Raw genomic sequence first — 21037 nt, 5'->3', positions numbered from 1 at the left:
GGCGGCGTAGACATTGCCCATGCCACCTACACCTAATACAAAAGCGTTTAGGTGGCTGAGTATTAAAAGCAGGGTGAAGGGTTTTTTAAGTGTGTGCATAAATATTATTTTATGTTAGTTTTTTAAAAGAAGTATTATTTTAACCCTAAAAAATCCCATTGGGGAGGGTAAAATGCTGATTTTAGTGTTGCAGATTGGTTGATACTACAAAACTACACTGCTGGGATAATGCGGTAATGGGAAATAAGGAGATAGGCACAAAACCTTATTCACAAGTTTAAAAACTTATTGGGACGCACTGTGTCACTATCTCCTTATCCAATCGCCATTGGATAAGTGTAATCAAAAACGGTTTTTGGTGTTGATGATTGACACGATTGTTATGATACGAGGGGACGCTACCCTTATTTATAGGGGTATTTTAGCGTAAATGCTTTTCTAGTAGGATTTTTACGGGGTTAGGTTGCTAAATAATGTTGGTTTTTTTTGGTGCCCTAAAGACGAATTCATTAACAATTGCAGTAAAAAACTTATAAAACTTATGTTTAGCCGTTATAATTAACTGAATTATCTTTTTGGATTTAAAATCATGAACCTAATATCTTTCAACCCAAATTTCGCCCGTATTCTACTCTTAAGCACAGCCTTTGTTGTCTCAATCAACACGATTGCAGGCGGACGCTCTAGTGGGCGCAACCTAATGGATGATTACTTGCAAAATAAAACATCAACAAATCCTGATGCCTCTGCTACCCCCTCACAACGATTTATACTCATTAGTAATAACGCTTTAGTCTTTAACCGAGGTGCCACTGGTGTGGATAACGATGATTTTGATAAAAAATTCTCACTTGCCAAAACACTCACAAACATTCGCAATACCAGTAACGCGACAACAGACAGCTCTAACAAACAACTCCTCAACAGTTTACTAACAACACTCAATGTTGATTCAAAAACCAATGGTTTTGTAACCATGGATTTACAAAAAAGAGCACAAGAAGCCGCTCTGTCAGAGTTGGCTGACAATATGTCACCCACTGCAATATTTAACCGTTTTGACCTTAGTGCCAGCAATGGACAACATTGTGGTGAATACCGAGTGGTTTATCATAAAAATAATGGCAATAGATTCTTCCTAAGCTTTGAGGCTAAGTACCCTAATCCCGAAATCAAGAAAGGTAAAGCAGGCTGTTTTGCAGTCGCAGATTTTTGGAAAGAAATAGGGGGTATGAGCAAAACAGATGCACTAGCACAACTAGAAAAATTCTTTTATCAAGGCTTAGAGCACAAGGGCGCTCAATTACCTGCAGCCATTAACTTCGCTCACTACACCCATGGCACAGGTCAAGTGCGTTCTAACACATTCGTTAACAACCTATGGCAGTATAGAGAATTTAAAGCCGATATTAACGCCAAAGGAGAGAACATTTTTGTTGTTGATAGCGTTAAATCCAACTCATTGGATGATCTTTTTGCTGATGAAAGGAGTCTAGATTCAGATTCGTTAAAGGCTTCAAAGGTTGATTTTTTGCGTGATCACTACAATGAACTTCAATCAGACTCAAATACAATAAATGATAATAACGCTAACGCTAACGCTAACGCTAACGCTAACGCTAACGCTAACGCTAAAAACAAAAACTTAAAGACAATCATCGGCAAAAAACCAGCAGAATTAGACTCGTCAGGCTATAGCGCAAAAATGATTGTGAATCGTGCTAAGGCAATGAGTTGTAGTGGTTTCTATCAAGACAGTAATGGTGCGGAAATTACCCTAAATGTTAACCAGTTAAAGAGTCAATCTTTTGTTTATGTTGATGAGCAAGGCACTCTGTCCTTGGAATTGATTGAGCAATGTTTATCTGATTGGGCAGTTTTATTGACAGATTACTGGCAAAAAACAGTGGAAAAGTGGCGCTTTGCTGAGGTGGATATTTCTGGTGCTCATAATAATTTTGGTGGGTATTATAATGCGCCGAATCATCCTAACTATTATGCCTTTGCCACTCTTCAAGACGATGGCTCAATCACGGCGTGGGGTCGTTCAGATTATGGAGGCACAGGCGCGCCCACTGGTAATGACTATACCAAGATTTATTCAACCAGTAGAGCCTTTGTCGCCCTTAAAGCCGATGGCTCAATCAAGGCGTGGGGTGCCCCAGGTTTTGGAACTATAGGCGTGCCCGATGGTAAGGGCTACACCAATATTTATTCAAATAAGACTACCTTTGCTGTCCTTAAAGCAGATGGGTCAATTGCGTCGTGGGGTAGTGGAAGCAGAAGTACACCCTCTGATATTGGTGGCTACACATATGCGCCCTCTGATAGTGGCTACATTAAGATTTATTCAACTGCGTATGCCTTTGCTGCCATTAAAGCCGACGGGTCAATCAAGGCGTGGGGTCATAGGAAGTATGGAGGTGCAGGTGCACCTTCTGATAAAGGTTACACCAAGATTTATTCAAATAATGCTGCCTTTGCCGCCCTTAAAGCCGATGGGTCAATTGCGTCGTGGGGCTTTTCGGAGTATGGAGGCGTAGGTGCACCTTCTGATAAGGGTTACACCAAGATTTATTCAAATGAGGCTACCTTTGTTGCTCTTAAAGCCGACGGGTCAATCACGGCGTGGGGTTATTCAGAGGAAGAAGGTACAGGCGCACCTTCTGACAGTGGCTATACCAAGATTTATTCAACTAGGGATGCCTTTGCCGCCCTTAAAGCCGATGGCTCAATCACGGCGTGGGGTGGATCGGATAGTGGAGGTATAGGTGCACCCTTTGATAATGGCTATACCAATATTTATTCAAATAGATGGGCCTTTGCCGCACTTAAAGCCGATGGCTCAATCACGGCATGGGGTCGTTCGAATGCTGGAGGCATAGGTGCACCCTCTGATAATGGCTATATCAAGATTTATTCAACTAAGAATGCCTTTGCCGCCCTTAAAGCCGATGGCTCAATCGCGTCATGGGGTAGTGGAAGTACAGGTGCACCCTCTGATAGTGGCTATACCAAGATTTATTCAACTTATAGTGCCTTTGTCGCCGTTAAAGTCGATGGCTCAATCGTGGCGTGGGGTGATTCGAATGGTGGAGGCACTATACCTGCATCTATTTCTAATCCGATTATATATAGACTGAAACCTTTGAATGAATAGAGAGGATTAGAAAAATTCAATTTTTATTCTATTGGCGATTTCTTTAAACCTTGTCCTAGCAGAGTTAAGGCTAGATTTAAAAAATCGCCAAGTGGGTGAAAAGTGGGTTTTTGATGATTATTCTTATTTATGCAAAGATCTTTAACTGATTAAAATACTTTAAATAAGGGGTGTTGCCCTTATTTGTAGGGGTGTTTTAGCGTAAATGCTTTTTTAATAGGGCTTTTACAGGGTTGGGTTGCTAAGAATGTTAGTTTTTTTTGGCGCCCTAAAGACGAATTCATTAATAATAGCAGGTGGCGGTTGCCATCAAAACAGCAACGATACAAAAATTGCCCCGAATGTTAACTGGCCAAAGAGTCAATCTTTTGTTCATGTTGATGAGCAGGGCAATCTATCTCCAGCATTAACCGAGCAATTTTTACCTGCTCAAGCAGCTTTATTGGCAGATTACTGGCAAAAAACAGTAGAAAAGTGGCGCTTTACTGAGGTGGGTCACTCTGAGCACTATAATAATTTTGGTGGGTTTTATAATACATCGAATCATCCTGCCCTTAAAGCCGATGGCTCAATCATAGCGTGGGGTCGTTCAAGTCATGGAGGCACAAGTGCACCCTCTGGTAGTGGCTATACCAATATTTATTCAACTTCTGCCGCCTTTGCCGCCCTTAAAGCCGATGGATCAATCGTGGTGTGTGGTAGTTCGAGTGATGGAGGTTCAGGTGCGCCCTCTGGTAATGGCTATATCAAAATTTATTCAACTGCGCATGCCTTTGCCGCCGTTAAAGCCGATGGGTCAATCACGGCATGGGGTAATTCAGATTCTGGAGGCACAACACCTGCATCTGATTAAATATAGGACAGTGTTAATTTAAAGTTTTTTAAAATTAACGGATTAAAGCGCTTAAGGGTATCTAAAAAACTGGACAGACCTAAAGAAGGATAGTGCCTTTTTTGAAAGCTAAGGATTGCAATTAAATTAAATCTGTGGTTTTTTCAATTATCTTAGGTGTAATCAAACGCCGGTGCATCAGGGCGTACCGATGGCGTGGTGTTGGGTGTTGAATTGGACAAGGGTGATATTTGAGTGCGGTGTTAGATCAATTTGAGGTGTTGATTGATTTTACTCGTCCAGAAGTTACACCTGATTATCTTGCCACTTGTTTGTCTGCAAATAAAGCAATGGTTATTGGCACTATGGGTTTTAATGATGCTGGCTTGACAAATCTTAATAATGCCAAAAATTAAAGACACATCAAATCTAGAGAGCGTCTATTACAAAAAGGTTCTGATGCACTCTTCAAAACTGATTTGTTGGTTATTTAAATAATAAGGGGTGATCCCTTTTTTTTGCTAGAATATTCAGTTATAAAGCACGAGAAAGTAAAGCCTGTATTAGTAACAGGGACAGGCTATTTTTATTATTTGAATTTTGCCTGTTTGTCAATATATTTCATGTATAGTCATTCTAATTCTAATCTTAAAGGAGTAAATAACGATGAAAACAAAAAACATTCTATTAAGCATGGTTGTATTAATGGGTTCTTTGTCATGGGGAGGAGCAAGTGCTTCGTCATCAAGCGGAGAGATGCGTGCATATTATGTCGATCCAGGAAGCAGTACAGATCAAGCTGGTAAGATTATTGCTATTGATGTAGTTGGAATGAGGGTAGTCCATAAATCCATAGACTATCCTGAGCACCGTAATCTTTCAGGTATTAATAAAGCTGGAGAGACAAAGAATCTTTATGTGTCGGATTATCCAAATAGAAGCGGAGGGTATTTTCCTGCGTCGGATCATAAGCAAAACTCTATTCAGATTGTGGATGCTAGAAGTGTGTCACTTGAGGGCAGTATTGAGCTACCTGAATCACCAGCAATCTCTCCAATGGCTTATAACACTCATAACAAATATGTTCTAGTAGCAGCCAAAAATAAAGCCATATCCTCTATTATCGATCCAAGTACCAATAAAGTACTTGCAAGCACCCCTGTACCAATGAAGTGTCATGTTCGTGTGGTGCGCCATGCTTTGTTAGAAGAGCCTTACTACATGAGAATTCCATATTCAGGCGTTCCTTTTTGGTTTACAGAAGACACTTTTGCTGTTATTAACAGGAACTGTGGGTTTATTAGTTTATACAGAATGAAGCAAAAAGTGAAAAGTAATGGGCGTGGCGTTAAGACTAGTGTTGAGTTCTTAAGCAAAGTTAGAACACCACCTTTAGTGCATAGTTTTGTTAATATACGGGATTACTCAAAAGGGACTGGAACATACTATGCTGTTGCTGAAGGATCGCCTAAGAATAATATCCCTCCTATGTTGCTAGAAATTACAATTAATGGAGACAATAAAATACATATAAAGAGGACTCGATCTTTACCTGGAGACCCCAAAAATATGGAATCATCCTATTATGCTGATGTACATCCCGATGGAAAACACATCTATATAGGTTCTTCTACAAAACCTACTAAGGGCGCTAATGTGGGATATATGCATGTCATTAATAGGGACAGTATGAAGATAGTTAGTACAATAAAAACTGGATTTGGGAGTGCCCGTACCACCTTTATTCCAAAGAGAGGTTTGGCTATTGTTACTAACACTAAAGATAACTTTGTTACTGTTATTAATACAAAAACACATAAAAAAATTAAAGATATTAATGTTACCTCTGGGACAATCAGTATAGACGAGGATAAAATATTACAATCAGTGACAACATTTGTTGATTCAGATCAAGATTATTTTTATTCGTCTGCCGCTCACACTGTAAATGATTGGTTTGGCAACGGACAACCTGAAGATCATTCTCTTAATAGTGTTTTCTATAAGTTAAATTTAGAGGATTTAGAAATATATCGTAAATTGGCTCTTAGAGAACACATTTATGAATTAGAAGGGGTGTTTGTATACATTCCCCTTGTTATTTCGCACACCATGAATAAGGAAATTTCTATTAGCATTAAGCCAGTTAAGCGCACTACTGGTCACAGATCGTCAGCCTTTGTTGGAGGAGCCAATACAATTGGTTCCCCTACAAAAATGATATGGGGAGTAGGCGTCTTTACAAGGTTTTCTATTGAGTTAAAGGATGAAGATGGAAAACCGCATAAAGTTCATCTAGTAGCCAACCTGAGGATTGATGGCAAGAGATGCTGGGGTCTAAAGATTCCAATTAATAGTGCAATAACTTGTGCTAATAAACCAAAAAATAAATTAGCAAATAAATTACATATTGCTTTTGATAGTACATTGAATAAAGATCTTGTTAAAAACTTTGCTGGTACTAGATTAATGGGTAACTTTTCATTAAAGCGCTCTCAATGGAAGAATGCAGGACATGCGCTTAGTTCTGAAATGCATGAATTTGCAGTTGACTGGATAGTTCCTGCTAAAGTTGTTAATCACACCATAAATGGAGACATTTCTATTGATATTAAACCAATTAAGCGTACTACTGGTCATAAATCGGCAGCTTTTGTTGGAGGATTCAATACAATTAATGTCCCCACAAAGATGGTGTGGGCATCAACAGCATCCGCTACAAATTTTTCCGTTGTATTACACGATGAGTATAACGGCGTAGAGTATACAGTCCACCTAGTAGCCGATACGGGGTCGAAATTGGGATGCCGTTATATGACAATTAACAGCGCAGCAACTTGTCGTTATGAGCCAGACGATAAACTAAATATTAGTTTTGACAAGGCATTAAATAAAAACCTCCCTAATAACATTACATTAGGTGGTCATTTTTCATTAAAGCGCCTTCAATGGCCAGATATGAATACAACTAATATTGAAATGCATAATTTTGAAGTTAACTGGAAAGTGCCTCCTCATTGATTGAGAGTTTTAATAAGGGGGTATTATCCTTTTATTAAGTGGGTAGAGATTTAAGTTTTAAAAAAGAGGGCAGGCCTAAAAAAGGCAATGCCCTCTTTTTTTTGGAAGTCAAGGGTTGCAATTAAATTAACTCTGTGGTTTTTTCAATTGTCCTAGGTATAATAAAAATTCGTTATTAGAGACCTTTGCATAAATATGAATAATCATCAAAACGCCATTTTTCACCAACTTGACAATTTTATGAAACACAGCCATAGCTTTGCTATGACTATATTTCATAAAATCACCAAGTTGGCAAAACTTGTCATTTTGCTAATCATTCCTACTTATGCAAAAGTTTCATTAAAATAAAAATCCTATGATAAAAATAGCAGTTACTGGTGCATCAGGGCGTATGGGGCAAACCCTTATTGAGGCAATTGAGCAAACCGATGGTGTGGTATTGGGTGTTAAATTGGACAAGGGCGATGATTTGAGTGCGGTGTTAGATCAATTTGAGGTGCTGATTGATTTTACCCGTCCAGAAGCCACACTTGATTATCTTGCCATTTGTTTGTCTGCAAATAAAGCCATGGTTATTGGTACCACAGGTTTTGATGATGCGGGTTTGGCTATCATTAACAATACTGCTCAAAAAATGCCAGTGGTGTTTGCACCTAATATGAGTGTTGGCGTGAATTTGTCGTTTAAATTATTAGAGATGGCGGCTAAGGTGATTGGTGAAGATTCTGATATTGAAATCGTGGAAGCGCATCATCGTCATAAAGTGGATGCGCCATCAGGCACTGCGCTGAAGATGGGCGAAGTGGTGGCAAATGCTTTGGGTAGAGATTTGTCCAAATGTGGCGTTTATGGGCGCGAAGGCATTGAGAAGCCACGAGACAGACAAACCATTGGTTTTTCTACTATTCGTGGTGGCGATGTGGTTGGTGAACATACGGTGAATTTTTTTATGGACGGTGAGCGCATAGAGATCACTCACAAGGCCTCATCAAGAATGACCTTTGCTAAGGGCGCGGTGCGTGCTGCGAACTGGTTGCAAGGCAAGTCTGCTGGGTTGTATTCAATGCAAAATGTTTTAGGGTTAAATTAGCATGTTGAGGATCAGTCACAAATTCCCCGTTGTCTGCTTGGTAATTTACATGATTTTATTTATTGTATTGGCAATCAGTCCTTATGATCGAACAACTTGGTGGGCGGAAAATATCCCAGTTTTAATCGTTGTTGGTCTTTTGCTACTGACTTATTCTCGCTTCAAATTTTCAAATTTTTCTTATTTTTTAATGACTTTATTCTTGTGTTATCATACTGTTGGCGGGTATTTTACTTTTGAATTGGTGCCTTTTGATTGGGGTAATCAGTTATTATCCAAATTAGATTTTGACTTTATTCTCCCTGAGGGGCGTAATAATTTTGACCGCTTGGGACATTTTTTAGTCGGTGTTTTTGCCTATCCCGCAGTGGAAATAAGTTTGCGCAAACAATGGGTAAACAATCGTTTAATGGCATGGCTATTTGGTGTATTTGCCTTAGGATTTTGGGCGGCAAGTTATGAAATTATTGAAATGACTTATGCCGTTGTTGCGGGCGGAGAATCGGGCGCCGCATTTTTGGGTTCACAAGGTGATATTTGGGATGCACAAAAAGATATGTTGATGGATATACTGGGCGGCTGTGTATTTGGATTGTTGGCGTTGCTTAATCAACGCCATTGGAGGGGTTAGCCATGTTATACGCCATTATTTCACAGGATGTTGAGCACTCGTTAGAAAAAAGAAAGTCAGTACGCCCAGCACATATTGAGCGTTTAAATATGCTTAAAGATGAAGGTCGCTTAATCTTAGCAGGTCCCCATCCTGCCATTGATAATAATGAACCAGGTGAAGCGGGGTTTACCGGTTCATTGGTGGTGGCAGAGTTTGACTGTCTTGAAGAGGCACAAACTTGGGCAGATGCCGATCCTTATTTGATTTCGGGTGCTTATGCTAATGTTGTGGTTAAGCCGTTTAAAAGGGTATTGCCATGAGTCTAATATTCAGACCTTTATTTGAGAAGAAAAGCTCAACTTATACTTATTTATTAGCAGACTCAAACACCAAAGAGGCGATTATTATTGATGCAGTGGATGAGACTCAGCAACGCGATATTGGTTTGATTGAGGAATTAGGCTTGGATTTAAAATACATTGTTGAAACTCATGTACATGCGGATCATATCACCAGTTCATGTCCTTTGAAGCAGAAATTTACAAATGCCAAAATTGTGCTGGGTGCGCCTAATCCAGTGGCTTGTGCGGATATTTTAATCAAAGAGGGCGAAAGCCTAAATTTTGGTTCATATCAAATGCTTGCAATGACAACGCCAGGGCATACGGATGGTTGTATGTCTTATGTTGTTGATGACAAAGTTTTTACCGGCGATGCATTATTGATTCGGAGTTGTGGTCGGTGCGATTTTCAAGGCGGGTCGGCGGAAAAATTGTTTGATTCCATTCAAAAAATATTCACCTTGCCTGATGAGACTTATGTATATCCTGCCCATGATTATGGTGGTAGAACGGTTAGCTCCATTGAGGAAGAAAAACAATTTAATGCAATGATTGGCAAGGGTGTTGATAAAGAGGAATTTGTGCGTAGGGTCAATGCAATGGATTTATCTTTGCCTGCTAAAATTCATGTTGCGGTGCCTGCCAATCAAGTATGTGGTGCTAAAATTGTATCAGATTGATGGTTAATGGCTATTCATTAGACCCACATCCCAGAGCAAATTTTGCCAAAGAACAATTTGCTGTGGCACGCATTCCCCGTATTAAACGCGACCGAGTGCCAGCGACTAGTGTTGAAATCGTTGAAGATTTAGAAGCTGCCATGGCACAATCCAACCCCGATAATCAACATTATGCCGTCAAAGTAGCGGGTCCAGCTCGCTCATCTGAAGGCACAATGCTCTATTATATTATTGAAATGTATAACGCATAATGCGGTGGTTGCGTTGATTTTTCCTCGTGGCTGATTGCAGTTGTCGTTATTCACTGTTATGAAATACGATGTTATTATTATCGGTGCAGGTGCGGCAGGGCTGATGTGTGCGGCACAAGCCAATTATCGTGGGCGTAAGGTTTTACTGCTAGATAAAGCACATAAAGCGGGCAAGAAAATCTTAATTTCAGGCGGTGGGCGTTGTAATTTCACCAATTTGTACATTAATCCCGCTGCTTATATTTCCAACAATCCGCATTTTTGCAAATCTGCACTGTCTCGTTATAGCCAATGGGATTTTATTGCTTTGTTGGAAAAATCAGGACTACATTGGCAGGAAAAAACATTGGGGCAATTGTTTTGTGATGAAAAATCAGCGGCGGTGCTCAAATTATTATTAGAGGCGTGTCAGTCGGTTACCCTGCAACTAAATACCAAGGTTAAGCACATAGCCTATCAAAAGCATTATACGCTGAGCACCGATCAAGGCACTTTTCAGACGTCTTCGTTGGTTATTGCCACAGGCGGTGCATCTATCCCTAAAATGGGTGCCACTGATTTTGGCTTGCAAGTTGCCAAGCAATTTGGACTTAAATCCATTGCTTTTAAGCCTGCTTTGGTGCCATTTACCTTTCACCAAGACGATATTGAGCATTATTTTAAAGATTTATCGGGTTTAAGTATTGAGGCAATTGTTAAGTGTCATAATCAAAGTTTTAGAGAAAATATTTTAATTACCCATAAAGGTGTTAGTGGTCCAGCAGTGCTACAGATTTCTTCTTATTGGCGAAAAGGCGATAGGGTGGTATTTAATTTGTTGCCTGATTTAAAAGCCAGTGATTGGCTGTTAAAGATGCGTGATAGTAAGCCTAAATCTGAATTAAAAACCATTTTAAGTACCTATTTTCCAAAGCGTTTGGCAATTCGTCTAGCGGATACATTATTAAGCAAACCTTTATCAAACAGTGCATTGAATCAGATTAAAGAGATAGATTTAACCATGCTGGGCGAAAAACTCAATGACTGGGTGTTAACACCTAGTGGCACCGAAGGGATGCGTACCGCTGAGGTCTGTGTGGGTGGCGTTAGCACCGATGAGTTGTCCTCCAAGACAATGGAGTCTATCGGTCAAAAGGGGTTATATTTTATCGGTGAAACAGTGGATGTAACTGGTTGGCTGGGTGGTTATAATTTTCAATGGGCGTGGTCATCTGGCTGGGCGGCAGGGCAATATGTTTAAAGATAATATTGCATATCAAACACTCAATTTAAAAAAAGGTGAATTTTTATTTCGTCAAGGGGCAAGTGTTGATCGGTTGTTTTTTCTTGAAAAGGGCAGGGTTAAATTAGTACGAAATACGATAGAAGGACAACCTTTGGTCATTCATATTGCTTACTCACAAGAAACCTTTGCTGAAGCATCGTTATTTTCTGATGAGTACCATTGCAATGCAATCTGTGATAGTTTATCCACAGTATTATCTTTTTCTAAAGATGAAGTTTTAGTGTATTTGAAATCTCATCCAAAATACACCATAGAGTTGTTAAAAATTAACACTGCGCAAGTACGAGATTTAAGGCTGTTAAATGAGATTAAAAGCATTAATAGTGCTTATGACAGAGTGTGGGCATTCTTACTTTCTGAGGTAAACCAAGAGTCTAAACTCCATTTCTCGTATTCTCTCAAAGATATGGCACAGAAACTCGGCTTAGCACACGAAACTTTCTACCGTACCTTAAAAATATTAGAACAAGAAGGTAGGATTATTCGACAAGAGCAGATGATTAAATTGGTATGATCTAAATCATAGTCTAATCATTAAAATTGTCGTACAATGCGTTTTATTAATTAAGTTTGGCAATATTTTTATAGGGAAGTCAAAGTGAAAAGAACAGTTTTATTTTTGGTATTAATGAGCGTGTTGGGAATAACACAAGCTTTAACGGATAATCGTTATCACCTAGGCTTTAACGATGAAGAAAAAGTAGAATTTTTAAGTGAGATGAGACAAATGCTAAGCAGTATTCAGCAAATTACACTCGGCATTGGCACTGGAAATAAAGCCATGATTATCAAAGCGGCACGCTATTCTGGTAATCGTATGGCAAGAGCAACATCTCAGTCTATCAAAGACAAGACCCCTATCTCGTTTGAGAAAATTGGTGGACCAACGCATATGATGTTTGAGACATTAGCGATTAATGCAGCAGAGGTTGATGCAGATGATGCAGATGATATGAAGGATTTGGCAGAATTAACAGGCAAGTTAATGCGTCATTGTTTGGCTTGCCACGAAGCGTTTACGGTGAATTAAGGCGTATAAATTATGTTTGGATTTGGGGAAAAAGTAGCCGGTTATGAAATTCGTGTTTTTAACGAGCGAGAAGTAAGAGCGGCGGCGGGTATCGTTTTTTTATTTGCGTTTATCGCCTTTATGAATGGTTTTTTAACAGGCAATAATGCACCAACCAAACTCATGGTGTCGGTCTTTTTGCTGGATTTTTTTATCCGACTTTTCATCAATCCTAAATATGCGCCCTCAATGGTTGTGGGTCGTTGGATTGTTAACAATCAAACGCCTGAGTATGTTGGTGCACCACAAAAAATGTGGGCGTGGGGTTTTGGGTTTTTTTTAGCGGCACTCATGTTTTATTTAGTGGTGCTAAACGATATTCGTGGCCCTGTTAATATTTTGACTTGTGCCTTATGCTTAGGTTTGTTGTTTTTTGAAGCGGTATTTGGCATTTGTGCTGGATGTAAAGTGTATCATGCGTTTCATCAAGGTGGTGCAAAACATTGTCCGGGACACTCATGTGATTTAACGAAAAAAAAGGCATCAATTCAAAGTCTAAATTTTGCACAAAAGACAATTTTCACCTTATCAATATTGGCGTTATTTTATTTAGTATTGGGTGATATTGTCTATCTTTTAATAACAGGATAAAAAATGAAAATAATAATAATGGCATCACTTTACTTGTTTTCAAGTCTAACTTACGCTTCATTTGAAGTACAAAAAGTGACTGATAATGTTTATGCTCTAGTGGGCGAATTGTCTCAAAGGTCTAAAACCAATTTGGGCAATAATTCAACTCATGGGGTTATTATTACTAGTAAAGGCGTGGTGCTTATAGATTCAGGTGCCAGTTATCTTGGCGCCAAAGAAATTCACAAAACCATCCGAAAGCTTACCAATAAACCCATAAAAATCGTCATCAACACTGGCGGACAAGATCATCGCTGGCTAGGTAATGATTATTTTAAAAAGTTAGGTGCTAGAATTATAAGCTCAAGTAAGGCTAAAATTGACCAACAAATAAGAGCAGATGAACAAACAACAAGACTAAAGATATTAATTGGAGACAGCCTAAAAGGTACAGAACCTGTATTTGCGTCAGAAACTTTTGATAAAAAAATGAATCTTGATCTAGGTGGCGTACATTTAGAGTTGTATCATTTTGGGGCAGCGCATACCGCAGGTGATATTGTTATTTGGATGCCCAGTATAAGAGTAATGTTTACTGGGGATATCGTGTTTAACGACAGAATGCTAGGGATTGGACCTGCTAAAGATTTTCAAAGTTGGATGAATGTATTTGAAAAAATGGCAAGTTTTAAGCCAAAATATATCATTCCAGGTCATGGTAGTGCATCTGGTTTGTCGCTTGCAACAAATAATACTTATCATTATTTGGTGTTTCTAAAAACAAAAATTAGTAAGATTTTAGAAAATGATGGCAATATGTTGGATGCCAGTAAGATTGACCAATCAAAATTTCATTATTTAAAAAATTACGAAAGTATTGCTGGGAAAAATGCGCAATGGGTATTTGAGCAAATGGAATTTGATTATTAATAAGAGGTCTTTGCATAAATAGGAATGATTGGCAAAATCCAATTTTTTCCCAATTGGTAATTTCTTTAAACCTTATCCTAGCGAGGTTAAGGCTGGGTTTAAAAAATCGCCAAGTGGGTGAAAAGTGGGTTTATGATGATTGTTCCTATTTATGCAAAGGTCTCAATAAAAAGGAGAAAAGAGTATGAAAAATATAAAGAGACTCATTGTTTTGTTTGTATTGATTGTTTTTACAGTGGCAGCAATATTATGGCTTAATTCTAGTAACGACAAGAAAGACGCCAGCAAAGAAGTGGAGGCACTTGAAACAAAAACACCCAAGGATTGTGAGATTCCAGCTTTTGCAAAAGCGATTGGACATGAAGACAAGTGGCTATTACATAACGGTTGTCCGTCAAGAAAAGACGCTAAGAAAAACCAAGCTAAATAATTCTGCAAGCCTCATCAAAGCTTAGGCGTGGAGATCTTGGGAACAACTTACTCTGGTCGCCAGACCCTATCGCACAGATAAAAATTGACTTGGTTTTACCATCTGGGAAAAATTCTTGTTCCAGTGTCTGTGCATTAAAACCACCCATTGGGCCACAATCTAAGCCAACTGAGCGTGCTGCTAGCATAAAGTAAGCGCCTTGCAAGGTGGCGTTCATTTCGCCTACTGATTTAATCTTTTCAGGTTTGCCTTCGTACCAACTTCTTGCATCAGTGTGGGGAAAGAGTTTGTCTAACTTGTTATAAAATTCTGTGTCATAAGCAATGATTGCCACCGCAGGTGCAGCCATTGCTTTGGCAACATTACCTTCATCGAGATGAGGTTTGAGTCTTGCTTTGGCTTGACTGGATTGCACAAAGGTAATGCGTACAGGGCAAGTATTAGCCGCAGTTGGTCCAAACTTCATCAGTGCGTAAATTTCCTTGATTTGCGTCTCAGAGATAGACTTGTCTAACCAGCCATTGTGACTTCTTGCTTTTGTAAATAAAGTGTTAAGTGTGTCTTTGTTCAGCATTAAAATATCCTTTTAATATAAATTATTGATTGTGTATGTTAGATTATATATTTTTTGATGCTAGACTATCAAACAAATTCAAAGACCATTTAACAAAAGTGGGAATAGAATTTGAAGTTGAAGATGACGAGAACTTTGGCTCAGTGCAAGGTGAGATTGTTTCCATTGCCGATGAGACCAAAGACGATGTTTTAGATGAGTTGCAAGTATTGTATGATGAATTACAAGAAGAATTAGAGCAAATATTAGAACAAAATGGCGATGGCTTAATGATGAATGCCGCAGGTATGCAGACCCAACTCAAAGATGGCACAATGTGCACTCTAAGAGTAGAGCCAACGATTGTAACGCGTATCCTTACCGTGTTAGAGTTTGATGAGTTACAAGCCTTTATTGATAATATCGCACGCAGTGTAGAGGAGCCCGATTCTGGGCATTTTTGTAAAAATACAGGGGAAAATAATGAGTGAATATCTTGCGATGGTGTCATTTGAGTTAATGGAGGATTTTGGCAGTATTGTTAATATGGATACCATGACACCCAACAACTTAGAGGTTTTTAAAAAATGAAAAAGATAACTATTATTGGTTCGGGCTTTGCAGGTTTAACTGCGGTGAGAACCCTACGCAAACAAGACAAAACCCTAGAAATTACACTAATCTCCCCAAAGGCAGAGTTGGTGTATATGCCGAGTTTGATTTGGGTGTCTTCAGGTGCAGCAGACAAAAAAGACATTATTATTCCATTGGATAATTTCTTTAAACGCATGAATGTTCGTCATGTTAAAAATGAAGTTGTTGGCTTGAAAGATAACAACAGAGTTGTGCTTTTAAAAAACGGTGCTCAAGTTGATAATGATGCGTTAATTATTGCTTCAGGCGGGCATTTTATCAAAAAATTACCCGGTATTGAAAATGCCATTACCCCTTGCGAAGGGTTAAGCAGTGTAGAAAAAATACGGGATAAACTTAAGGAGATGGACGCCGGTAATATTGCCATTGGTTTTTCGGGTAATCCAAAAGAGCCAAGTGCGATGCGTGGTGGACCAATGTTTGAGTTTTTGTTTGGTCTAGACACACAACTACGACAAGAAAAACGACGCGATAAATTTAATCTGACATTTTTTACCCCTGCGGAAAAACCTGGTGCACGATTGGGTGAAAAAGCCGTTGAAAGTTTGTTATCAGAGATGAAAAAACGCAACATAACAACGCATCTTGGTCATAAAATTAAAAAATTTGAAACCAACAAAGTGGTAACCGAAAGCGGTGAATTTCCTGCTGATTTGATCTTATTTATGCCGGGAATGACAGGCAATCAATGGTTTGATAATACCGAGCTTGCTCGTAGCGAAGGTGGTTTGTTAAAGGCGGATAAATTTTGCCAGATTGAGGGTGCTGATAAGGTGTTTGTTGCAGGTGATTCTGGTTCATTCCCAGGACCACAGTGGATGCCAAAACAAGCACACATGGCAGATCTTCAGGCCGAAGCGGCTGCTAAAAATGCACTGGATATTTTGGATGACAAACCTGCAAGCCATACTTTTAAAATTGAGTTAATGTGCATTGTTGATTCAAATAACAAGGGCATCTATATCTCTCGTACGATGAAAGGGAGTTTTATGTTACCAAATTGTCGTTTAATGCACATTGTAAAGCGTTTATTTGGCTGGTGGTATTTGCGTCAATATAGGTAGGAGGATAGAATATGTCAGATTGTTTATTTTGTAAGATTATTGTGGGTGAAATCCCATCTGAAAAGATTTATGAAGATGAAGATGTGTATGCCTTTTATGACATTGGCAAACAAGCACCCCATCATTTTTTAGTCATTCCAAAAACACACATTGCCACTTTGAATGACCTCAATGAAAAAAATGACGCAGCTTTATTGGGTAAATTGACTTTGACTGCTAGCAAAATTGCCAAAGACATGGGCTTTGCAGAACAGGGCTACCGCGTCGTAATGAACTGTAACGAACAAGGCGGGCAAACGGTTTATCATATTCATCTACATTGTTTGGGTGGTAGAAACTTAAGTTGGCCGCCAGGTTAGCCGTACACAGTAGTCTTTTGAGGGGAGTAGAATTCCATCTTTTTTATAGGTTATTTCTACTTCAATAGAGGTTAAAATTCACGCTTTATTTTTATCATTATCATTTACTATGAGCAACGAATTTTTAGACCGACACATTGGACCTAATGAAGCAGATATTGCTTCAATGTTAAGCACTATTGGTCAAAAATCAGTGGACGATGTGGTATCTAAAACTGTGCCCAGTGATATTTTATTTGGCAATCGAATGAATGTCGAGCAAGGCATGAGTGAGCGTGATACACTGGCATTAGCAACCAAATTAGCCGCTGAAAACATCGTTGCTACGAATTTTATCGGACAGGGTTATTATGCCACATTGATGCCGAGTGTTATTGCTCGTAATATTTTAGAAAACCCAGGTTGGTACACGGCTTATACCCCGTATCAGGCGGAGATTTCTCAAGGGCGTTTGGAAATGTTGCTTAATTTCCAACAAATGATTATTGATTTAACAGGCATGGATATTTCCAATGCTTCATTATTAGACGAACCAACTGCTGCTGCTGAAGCGATGATGATGGCACATCGTGCCAATCGTAAAAACAAGTCTAATAAATTTTTGTGTGACAGCAATACCCATCCACAAACTATTACGATTTTACAAACGCGTGCTAAGCCACTTGATATTGAGTTAGTGGTGGCAGATGTCCAAGATAATGATTTCTCGGATTGTTTTGCTGCTTTGTTGCAATCACCAGGTACGAACGGCGAAGTGCGTGATTTGAGCGCTGATATTGAAAAAGCCAAAATGCAAAATGTATTAACCATTGTTGCTTGTGATCTTTTGGCACTAACCTTAGTTAAAACGCCAGGCGAGATGGGTGCAGACATTGCGATTGGCAATTCTCAGCGTTTTGGCGTACCAATGGGTTTTGGTGGTCCTCATGCTGCATTTTTAGCCACCCGTGATGAATTTAAACGCATGGTACCGGGGCGCATTATTGGCGTATCACAAGACACACTCGGTAACCCAGCAATGCGTATGTCTTTGCAAACGCGTGAGCAACATATTCGCCGTGACAAGGCAAACAGTAATATCTGCACCGCACAAGTTTTGTTAGCAGTATTGGCAGCTGCTTATGGTATTTATCATGGCGCTAAAGGTTTAAAAAAGATTGCTACTGAAGTGCATTTAAAGGCGCTAACACTTGCCAAGAGTTTTACTGAGGCAGGATTTACATTGGTTAGTGAGCAATTTTTTGACACCATTACTGTCAATACTGATAAGGCAAAAATTTTGTTTAATCAAGCACAAGACAAAGGTATGAATTGTCGTTTATTGAGTGACAATCAACTCACCATTGCCGTTGATGAAAGCACCAGTGAACAAGAGCTATCTGCATTATTGGACGCATTATCAATTGCTTGTGTACCCAGCGATGGCACGGCTAATCTTGCCTTTGATGTGACTAGAGATTCTGAGTATCTCACTCATCCCGTATTTAGTTTGTATCATAGCGAGACTGAAATGATGCGTTATCTAAAGCGTTTAGAGAATAAAGACATTGCGCTTAATCATTCAATGATTGCATTAGGTTCTTGTACCATGAAACTCAATGCTGCTACGCAAATGTATTCAATTTCGTTGCCGGGTTTTTCACAACTGCATCCTTATGCACCAACAGAGCAAACGCAAGGCTATCAGCAATTATTTAAAGATTTAGAGCATGTTCTTTGTGAAGTAACAGGCTATGATGCGGTGTCATTACAACCCAATGCAGGTTCTCAAGGTGAGTTTGCAGGACTACTTGCGATTCATGCATATCACCAGTCTCGTGGTGATACACATCGTAACATCTGCCTAATCCCATCTTCTGCACACGGTACAAACCCCGCTAGTGCAGTGATGGCGGGGATGAAAGTGGTGATTGTAAAATGTGATGCCTCGGGTAATATTGATGTGGATGATTTGCAAGAAAAAGCACAAAAGCACACCGATAATCTTTCCGCAATTATGGTGACCTATCCATCAACACATGGTGTGTTTGAAGTTCAAATCCAAAAAATCTGTGAAATTATTCACACCAAGGGCGGACAAGTTTATTTAGATGGTGCGAATTTAAATGCGATGGTGGGTATTACCCGTATGGGTGAGTTTGGTGCAGATGTATCACACATTAACCTGCATAAAACTTTTGCCATTCCGCATGGCGGCGGTGGTCCGGGTATGGGTCCTATTGGTGTTAAGGCGCATTTGGCACAATTTTTACCGGGCAACCCTTTGGTTAAAGATTCAAATGCTGTTTCAGCAGCAATGTATGGTTCTGCTTCAATTTTGCCGATTTCATGGTCGTATATTAAATTATTAGGCAAATACGGTATGCAACGCTCAACCGAAGTTGCTATTGTTAGCGCTAATTATATTGCCAACGAATTAAAAGACTGTTTTCCAATTCTTTATCGTGGCGACCAAGATATGGTGGCACATGAATGCATTATTGATATCCGCCCTTTGAAAGAGGAAAGCGGTATCACCGAAGAAGACATTGCCAAGCGTTTAATGGATTATGGGTTTCATTCGCCAACGATGTCGTTCCCAGTGGCAGGTACACTCATGATTGAGCCGACTGAGAGTGAATCAAAACGAGAAATTGATAGATTTATTACTGCGATGGTGGGTATTCATTCTGAAATTCAAAAAGTGATTTCTGGTGAGTGGGATAAGGACAACAACCCACTGAAAAATGCACCACACACCGCACTTGAAATGGCGGGAGATTGGGATTATCCTTATTCACGCACCACAGCGCTGTATCCTGTTGAGTCTTTAAAACAAAGTAAATACTTTCCACCGGTCAAGCGTATTGACAATGTGTATGGCGATCGCAATTTATTTTGTTCATGTATTGCCATTGAAGCCTTTGAGGATTTAAGTTAGAATAACTTGAACTTTTATGTCTTTTAACCTCGTTGAAAATTTTAGATAAAGACCTAAAAAATGTTGAAAAAACAGGTTAAATTTTTTTTGAAATTAATTTTTTAACGGGTAGTTTAATAATGGTATAATTTTGATTGAAAGCAAGTGACAAGTGTTCATTTGCATGCTAATCATTATCTAATAAAAAGGAATAATTTTATGAAACACAGAAAAACGAAAGACTCGGATAAAGAAACTACTATAACTGCTGAGGAATACGCACAAATTCTTAAAAACGCTGCTGAAACCGCACAAGTCGCAGAACAAACAGGTAGTAAATACGATATTGATAAAGCTGCGTACTACGCTCAACTTGCCAAAGACGCTGCTGCCAAAGTTCACGAGAAAACGAAAGACTCGGATAAAGAAATTACTACAACTGCTGAGGAAGACGCACAAATTCCTAAAGATGCTATTGCCAAAGTTCACGAGTTCCCTGAAATAGAAGCAAAAATAGAGATGAGTGGTTCTTGCGTTCGCATAATCCCTGAAATAGAAGTAAAGATAGATACGGGTAGTAATTTGATAGACATAGGTAGTAATTTTTCCGAAGGCAAGGGCGACTATATTGTTTACGGTAGTCATACTGGACAGTCTAACAATACACTAACTCAGTATTCCAGCGAGCAGGATATTGATATTACCTTGAAACTAGGTGCTAACAATAATTTATCTCAGTATCTTTATAACCCTAAGAGTGATATTCCAATGTTAGATATCGCCCCTAGTGAGAAGGGCATTACTGGGGTTACTCCTGAATCAGATGTCGCCTCTAAGGTGATCTACGATTACACCCCTGAGCGACCGATCTTTGAGGACATTCCTCAACCTTTTTGTGAAGTTCTAGACAGTTCTGACTTCGTAGTCATGTAAACAACGATTGACAAAGCAATAAAAAAAGCCCACTTAATTGTGGGCTTTTTTATGTCAAAAACAAATTACTATTATTATGAAACATTATCCTATCACCCACAAACGGCAATGCACGCTCAAGAATGACATACATAGAATAATCAAGGTAAGCATTCTTCACTAAATTGTACAACGCTTAAGATTAATATCTCAAGCTACAGCAAAAGATAGACAGGCTTTAGTGATTGTAGATAGGGCGGGATGGCATATGACGAAAGCAATTCGTTGTTTTAGCAATGTTACATTATTACCATTACC

At 39.2% G+C, this 21037-nt stretch carries 22 protein-coding genes; 21 read left to right on the top strand and 1 reads right to left on the bottom strand.

Translation table 11 applies throughout. The features are described 5' to 3' along the window. Positions 1 to 589: 589 nt before the first annotated feature. The 16 genes from BBROOKSOX_RS03875 to BBROOKSOX_RS03800 all read left to right on the top strand — a co-directional run bounded on the left by BBROOKSOX_RS03875 (position 590) and on the right by BBROOKSOX_RS03800 (position 14278). On the top strand, positions 590 to 3160 hold the full coding sequence (locus BBROOKSOX_RS03875; RefSeq protein ID WP_139659841.1) for a hypothetical protein: 2571 nt from the start codon (positions 590 to 592) through the stop codon (positions 3158 to 3160). 247 nt (positions 3161 to 3407) lie between these two features. Beyond that, on the top strand, positions 3408 to 4013 hold the full coding sequence (locus BBROOKSOX_RS03870; protein ID WP_139659840.1) for a hypothetical protein: 606 nt from the start codon (positions 3408 to 3410) through the stop codon (positions 4011 to 4013). Positions 4014 to 4252: 239 nt separating this feature from the next. Further along, the gene (locus tag BBROOKSOX_RS03865) at positions 4253 to 4408 is read left to right on the top strand and encodes a hypothetical protein (protein WP_373896609.1); all 156 of its coding nucleotides are present in this window, start codon (positions 4253 to 4255) and stop codon (positions 4406 to 4408) included. Positions 4409 to 4658: 250 nt separating this feature from the next. Beyond that, entirely contained in the window at positions 4659 to 7013 is a 2355-nt protein-coding gene (locus tag BBROOKSOX_RS03860) for a YncE family protein (protein ID WP_139659838.1), read from the top strand. A 195-nt stretch (positions 7014 to 7208) separates the two neighbouring features. After that, positions 7209 to 7364, top strand: coding sequence for a hypothetical protein (locus BBROOKSOX_RS03855; RefSeq protein WP_180323841.1), 156 nt, complete (start codon positions 7209 to 7211; stop codon positions 7362 to 7364). Between the two features lie 7 nt (positions 7365 to 7371). Continuing rightward, on the top strand, positions 7372 to 8106 hold the full coding sequence (gene dapB, locus BBROOKSOX_RS03850; protein WP_139659837.1) for a 4-hydroxy-tetrahydrodipicolinate reductase: 735 nt from the start codon (positions 7372 to 7374) through the stop codon (positions 8104 to 8106). Between the two features lie 49 nt (positions 8107 to 8155). Further along, a complete protein-coding gene (locus BBROOKSOX_RS03845; RefSeq protein ID WP_139659836.1) occupies positions 8156 to 8737 on the top strand; it encodes a DUF2238 domain-containing protein in 582 nt (193 codons plus the stop codon). 2 nt (positions 8738 to 8739) lie between these two features. Continuing rightward, positions 8740 to 9039, top strand: a complete 300-nt coding sequence (locus tag BBROOKSOX_RS03840) for a YciI family protein (RefSeq protein ID WP_139659835.1) — start codon at positions 8740 to 8742, stop codon at positions 9037 to 9039. Further along, the gene (locus BBROOKSOX_RS03835) at positions 9036 to 9740 is read left to right on the top strand and encodes an MBL fold metallo-hydrolase (RefSeq protein ID WP_010645735.1); all 705 of its coding nucleotides are present in this window, start codon (positions 9036 to 9038) and stop codon (positions 9738 to 9740) included. The genes BBROOKSOX_RS03840 and BBROOKSOX_RS03835 overlap by 4 nt, the downstream gene beginning before the upstream one ends. Continuing rightward, complete coding sequence (locus BBROOKSOX_RS03830; RefSeq protein WP_139659834.1) at positions 9740 to 9991, top strand: hypothetical protein; 252 nt, start codon at positions 9740 to 9742, stop codon at positions 9989 to 9991. The genes BBROOKSOX_RS03835 and BBROOKSOX_RS03830 overlap by 1 nt, the downstream gene beginning before the upstream one ends. Positions 9992 to 10049: 58 nt before the next feature. Continuing rightward, positions 10050 to 11231, top strand: a complete 1182-nt coding sequence (locus BBROOKSOX_RS03825; protein WP_139659842.1) for an NAD(P)/FAD-dependent oxidoreductase — start codon at positions 10050 to 10052, stop codon at positions 11229 to 11231. Beyond that, complete coding sequence (locus BBROOKSOX_RS03820) at positions 11224 to 11790, top strand: Crp/Fnr family transcriptional regulator (protein WP_139659833.1); 567 nt, start codon at positions 11224 to 11226, stop codon at positions 11788 to 11790. The genes BBROOKSOX_RS03825 and BBROOKSOX_RS03820 overlap by 8 nt, the downstream gene beginning before the upstream one ends. An 84-nt stretch (positions 11791 to 11874) precedes the next feature. After that, positions 11875 to 12306, top strand: a complete 432-nt coding sequence (locus tag BBROOKSOX_RS03815; RefSeq protein ID WP_010645740.1) for a hypothetical protein — start codon at positions 11875 to 11877, stop codon at positions 12304 to 12306. Between the two features lie 12 nt (positions 12307 to 12318). Next, positions 12319 to 12936, top strand: coding sequence for a DUF4395 domain-containing protein (locus tag BBROOKSOX_RS03810; protein ID WP_010645741.1), 618 nt, complete (start codon positions 12319 to 12321; stop codon positions 12934 to 12936). Between the two features lie 3 nt (positions 12937 to 12939). Beyond that, on the top strand, positions 12940 to 13848 hold the full coding sequence (locus BBROOKSOX_RS03805) for an MBL fold metallo-hydrolase (protein ID WP_139659832.1): 909 nt from the start codon (positions 12940 to 12942) through the stop codon (positions 13846 to 13848). 184 nt (positions 13849 to 14032) lie between these two features. Next, on the top strand, positions 14033 to 14278 hold the full coding sequence (locus tag BBROOKSOX_RS03800) for a hypothetical protein (RefSeq protein WP_139659831.1): 246 nt from the start codon (positions 14033 to 14035) through the stop codon (positions 14276 to 14278). On the opposite strand, the gene BBROOKSOX_RS03795 is transcribed toward BBROOKSOX_RS03800, so the two are convergent. After that, entirely contained in the window at positions 14271 to 14852 is a 582-nt protein-coding gene (locus tag BBROOKSOX_RS03795; protein WP_139659830.1) for a malonic semialdehyde reductase, read from the bottom strand. The genes BBROOKSOX_RS03800 and BBROOKSOX_RS03795 overlap by 8 nt on opposite strands. 98 nt (positions 14853 to 14950) lie before the next feature. Here BBROOKSOX_RS03795 and BBROOKSOX_RS03790 point away from each other — a divergent pair, with 98 nt between their 5' ends. The 5 genes from BBROOKSOX_RS03790 (at position 14951) to BBROOKSOX_RS03770 (ending at position 20740) form a co-directional block, all read left to right on the top strand. Next, positions 14951 to 15322: a hypothetical protein gene (locus BBROOKSOX_RS03790; protein WP_218973696.1), complete on the top strand. Its 372-nt coding sequence runs from the start codon at positions 14951 to 14953 to the stop codon at positions 15320 to 15322. Positions 15323 to 15418: 96 nt separating this feature from the next. Beyond that, entirely contained in the window at positions 15419 to 16549 is a 1131-nt protein-coding gene (locus BBROOKSOX_RS03785; RefSeq protein WP_139659828.1) for an NAD(P)/FAD-dependent oxidoreductase, read from the top strand. Between the two features lie 11 nt (positions 16550 to 16560). After that, the gene (locus tag BBROOKSOX_RS03780) at positions 16561 to 16908 is read left to right on the top strand and encodes a histidine triad nucleotide-binding protein (RefSeq protein WP_139659827.1); all 348 of its coding nucleotides are present in this window, start codon (positions 16561 to 16563) and stop codon (positions 16906 to 16908) included. 109 nt (positions 16909 to 17017) lie between these two features. Then, positions 17018 to 19828, top strand: coding sequence for an aminomethyl-transferring glycine dehydrogenase (gene gcvP / locus BBROOKSOX_RS03775; protein ID WP_139659826.1), 2811 nt, complete (start codon positions 17018 to 17020; stop codon positions 19826 to 19828). Positions 19829 to 20026: 198 nt separating this feature from the next. Next, complete coding sequence (locus BBROOKSOX_RS03770; protein WP_139659825.1) at positions 20027 to 20740, top strand: hypothetical protein; 714 nt, start codon at positions 20027 to 20029, stop codon at positions 20738 to 20740. Positions 20741 to 21037 lie beyond the last annotated feature (297 nt).

It is taken from the genome of bacterium endosymbiont of Bathymodiolus sp. 5 South (assembly GCF_900128535.1).
In the GTDB taxonomy this organism is placed as follows: domain Bacteria; phylum Pseudomonadota; class Gammaproteobacteria; order PS1; family Pseudothioglobaceae; genus Thiodubiliella.
The sequence above is the reverse complement of the archived record's forward strand: the minus strand, read 5'-3'. Positions and strand labels throughout refer to the sequence as shown.

What these genes read in the sequence shown, in the direction of transcription:
- BBROOKSOX_RS03875 (WP_139659841.1), top strand. Translation starts at nt 590, where the DNA reads ATGAACCTAATATCTTTCAACCCAAATTTCGCCCGTATTCTACTCTTA.
- BBROOKSOX_RS03870 (WP_139659840.1), top strand. Translation starts at nt 3,408, where the DNA reads ATGTTAGTTTTTTTTGGCGCCCTAAAGACGAATTCATTAATAATAGCA.
- BBROOKSOX_RS03860 (WP_139659838.1), top strand. Translation starts at nt 4,659, where the DNA reads ATGAAAACAAAAAACATTCTATTAAGCATGGTTGTATTAATGGGTTCT.
- BBROOKSOX_RS03855 (WP_180323841.1), top strand. Translation starts at nt 7,209, where the DNA reads ATGAATAATCATCAAAACGCCATTTTTCACCAACTTGACAATTTTATG.
- dapB (WP_139659837.1), top strand. Translation starts at nt 7,372, where the DNA reads ATGATAAAAATAGCAGTTACTGGTGCATCAGGGCGTATGGGGCAAACC.
- BBROOKSOX_RS03845 (WP_139659836.1), top strand. Translation starts at nt 8,156, where the DNA reads ATGATTTTATTTATTGTATTGGCAATCAGTCCTTATGATCGAACAACT.
- BBROOKSOX_RS03840 (WP_139659835.1), top strand. Translation starts at nt 8,740, where the DNA reads ATGTTATACGCCATTATTTCACAGGATGTTGAGCACTCGTTAGAAAAA.
- BBROOKSOX_RS03835 (WP_010645735.1), top strand. Translation starts at nt 9,036, where the DNA reads ATGAGTCTAATATTCAGACCTTTATTTGAGAAGAAAAGCTCAACTTAT.
- BBROOKSOX_RS03830 (WP_139659834.1), top strand. Translation starts at nt 9,740, where the DNA reads ATGGTTAATGGCTATTCATTAGACCCACATCCCAGAGCAAATTTTGCC.
- BBROOKSOX_RS03825 (WP_139659842.1), top strand. Translation starts at nt 10,050, where the DNA reads ATGAAATACGATGTTATTATTATCGGTGCAGGTGCGGCAGGGCTGATG.
- BBROOKSOX_RS03820 (WP_139659833.1), top strand. Translation starts at nt 11,224, where the DNA reads ATGTTTAAAGATAATATTGCATATCAAACACTCAATTTAAAAAAAGGT.
- BBROOKSOX_RS03810 (WP_010645741.1), top strand. Translation starts at nt 12,319, where the DNA reads ATGTTTGGATTTGGGGAAAAAGTAGCCGGTTATGAAATTCGTGTTTTT.
- BBROOKSOX_RS03805 (WP_139659832.1), top strand. Translation starts at nt 12,940, where the DNA reads ATGAAAATAATAATAATGGCATCACTTTACTTGTTTTCAAGTCTAACT.
- BBROOKSOX_RS03800 (WP_139659831.1), top strand. Translation starts at nt 14,033, where the DNA reads ATGAAAAATATAAAGAGACTCATTGTTTTGTTTGTATTGATTGTTTTT.
- BBROOKSOX_RS03795 (WP_139659830.1), bottom strand. Translation starts at nt 14,852, where the DNA reads ATGCTGAACAAAGACACACTTAACACTTTATTTACAAAAGCAAGAAGT.
- BBROOKSOX_RS03785 (WP_139659828.1), top strand. Translation starts at nt 15,419, where the DNA reads ATGAAAAAGATAACTATTATTGGTTCGGGCTTTGCAGGTTTAACTGCG.
- BBROOKSOX_RS03780 (WP_139659827.1), top strand. Translation starts at nt 16,561, where the DNA reads ATGTCAGATTGTTTATTTTGTAAGATTATTGTGGGTGAAATCCCATCT.
- gcvP (WP_139659826.1), top strand. Translation starts at nt 17,018, where the DNA reads ATGAGCAACGAATTTTTAGACCGACACATTGGACCTAATGAAGCAGAT.
- BBROOKSOX_RS03770 (WP_139659825.1), top strand. Translation starts at nt 20,027, where the DNA reads ATGAAACACAGAAAAACGAAAGACTCGGATAAAGAAACTACTATAACT.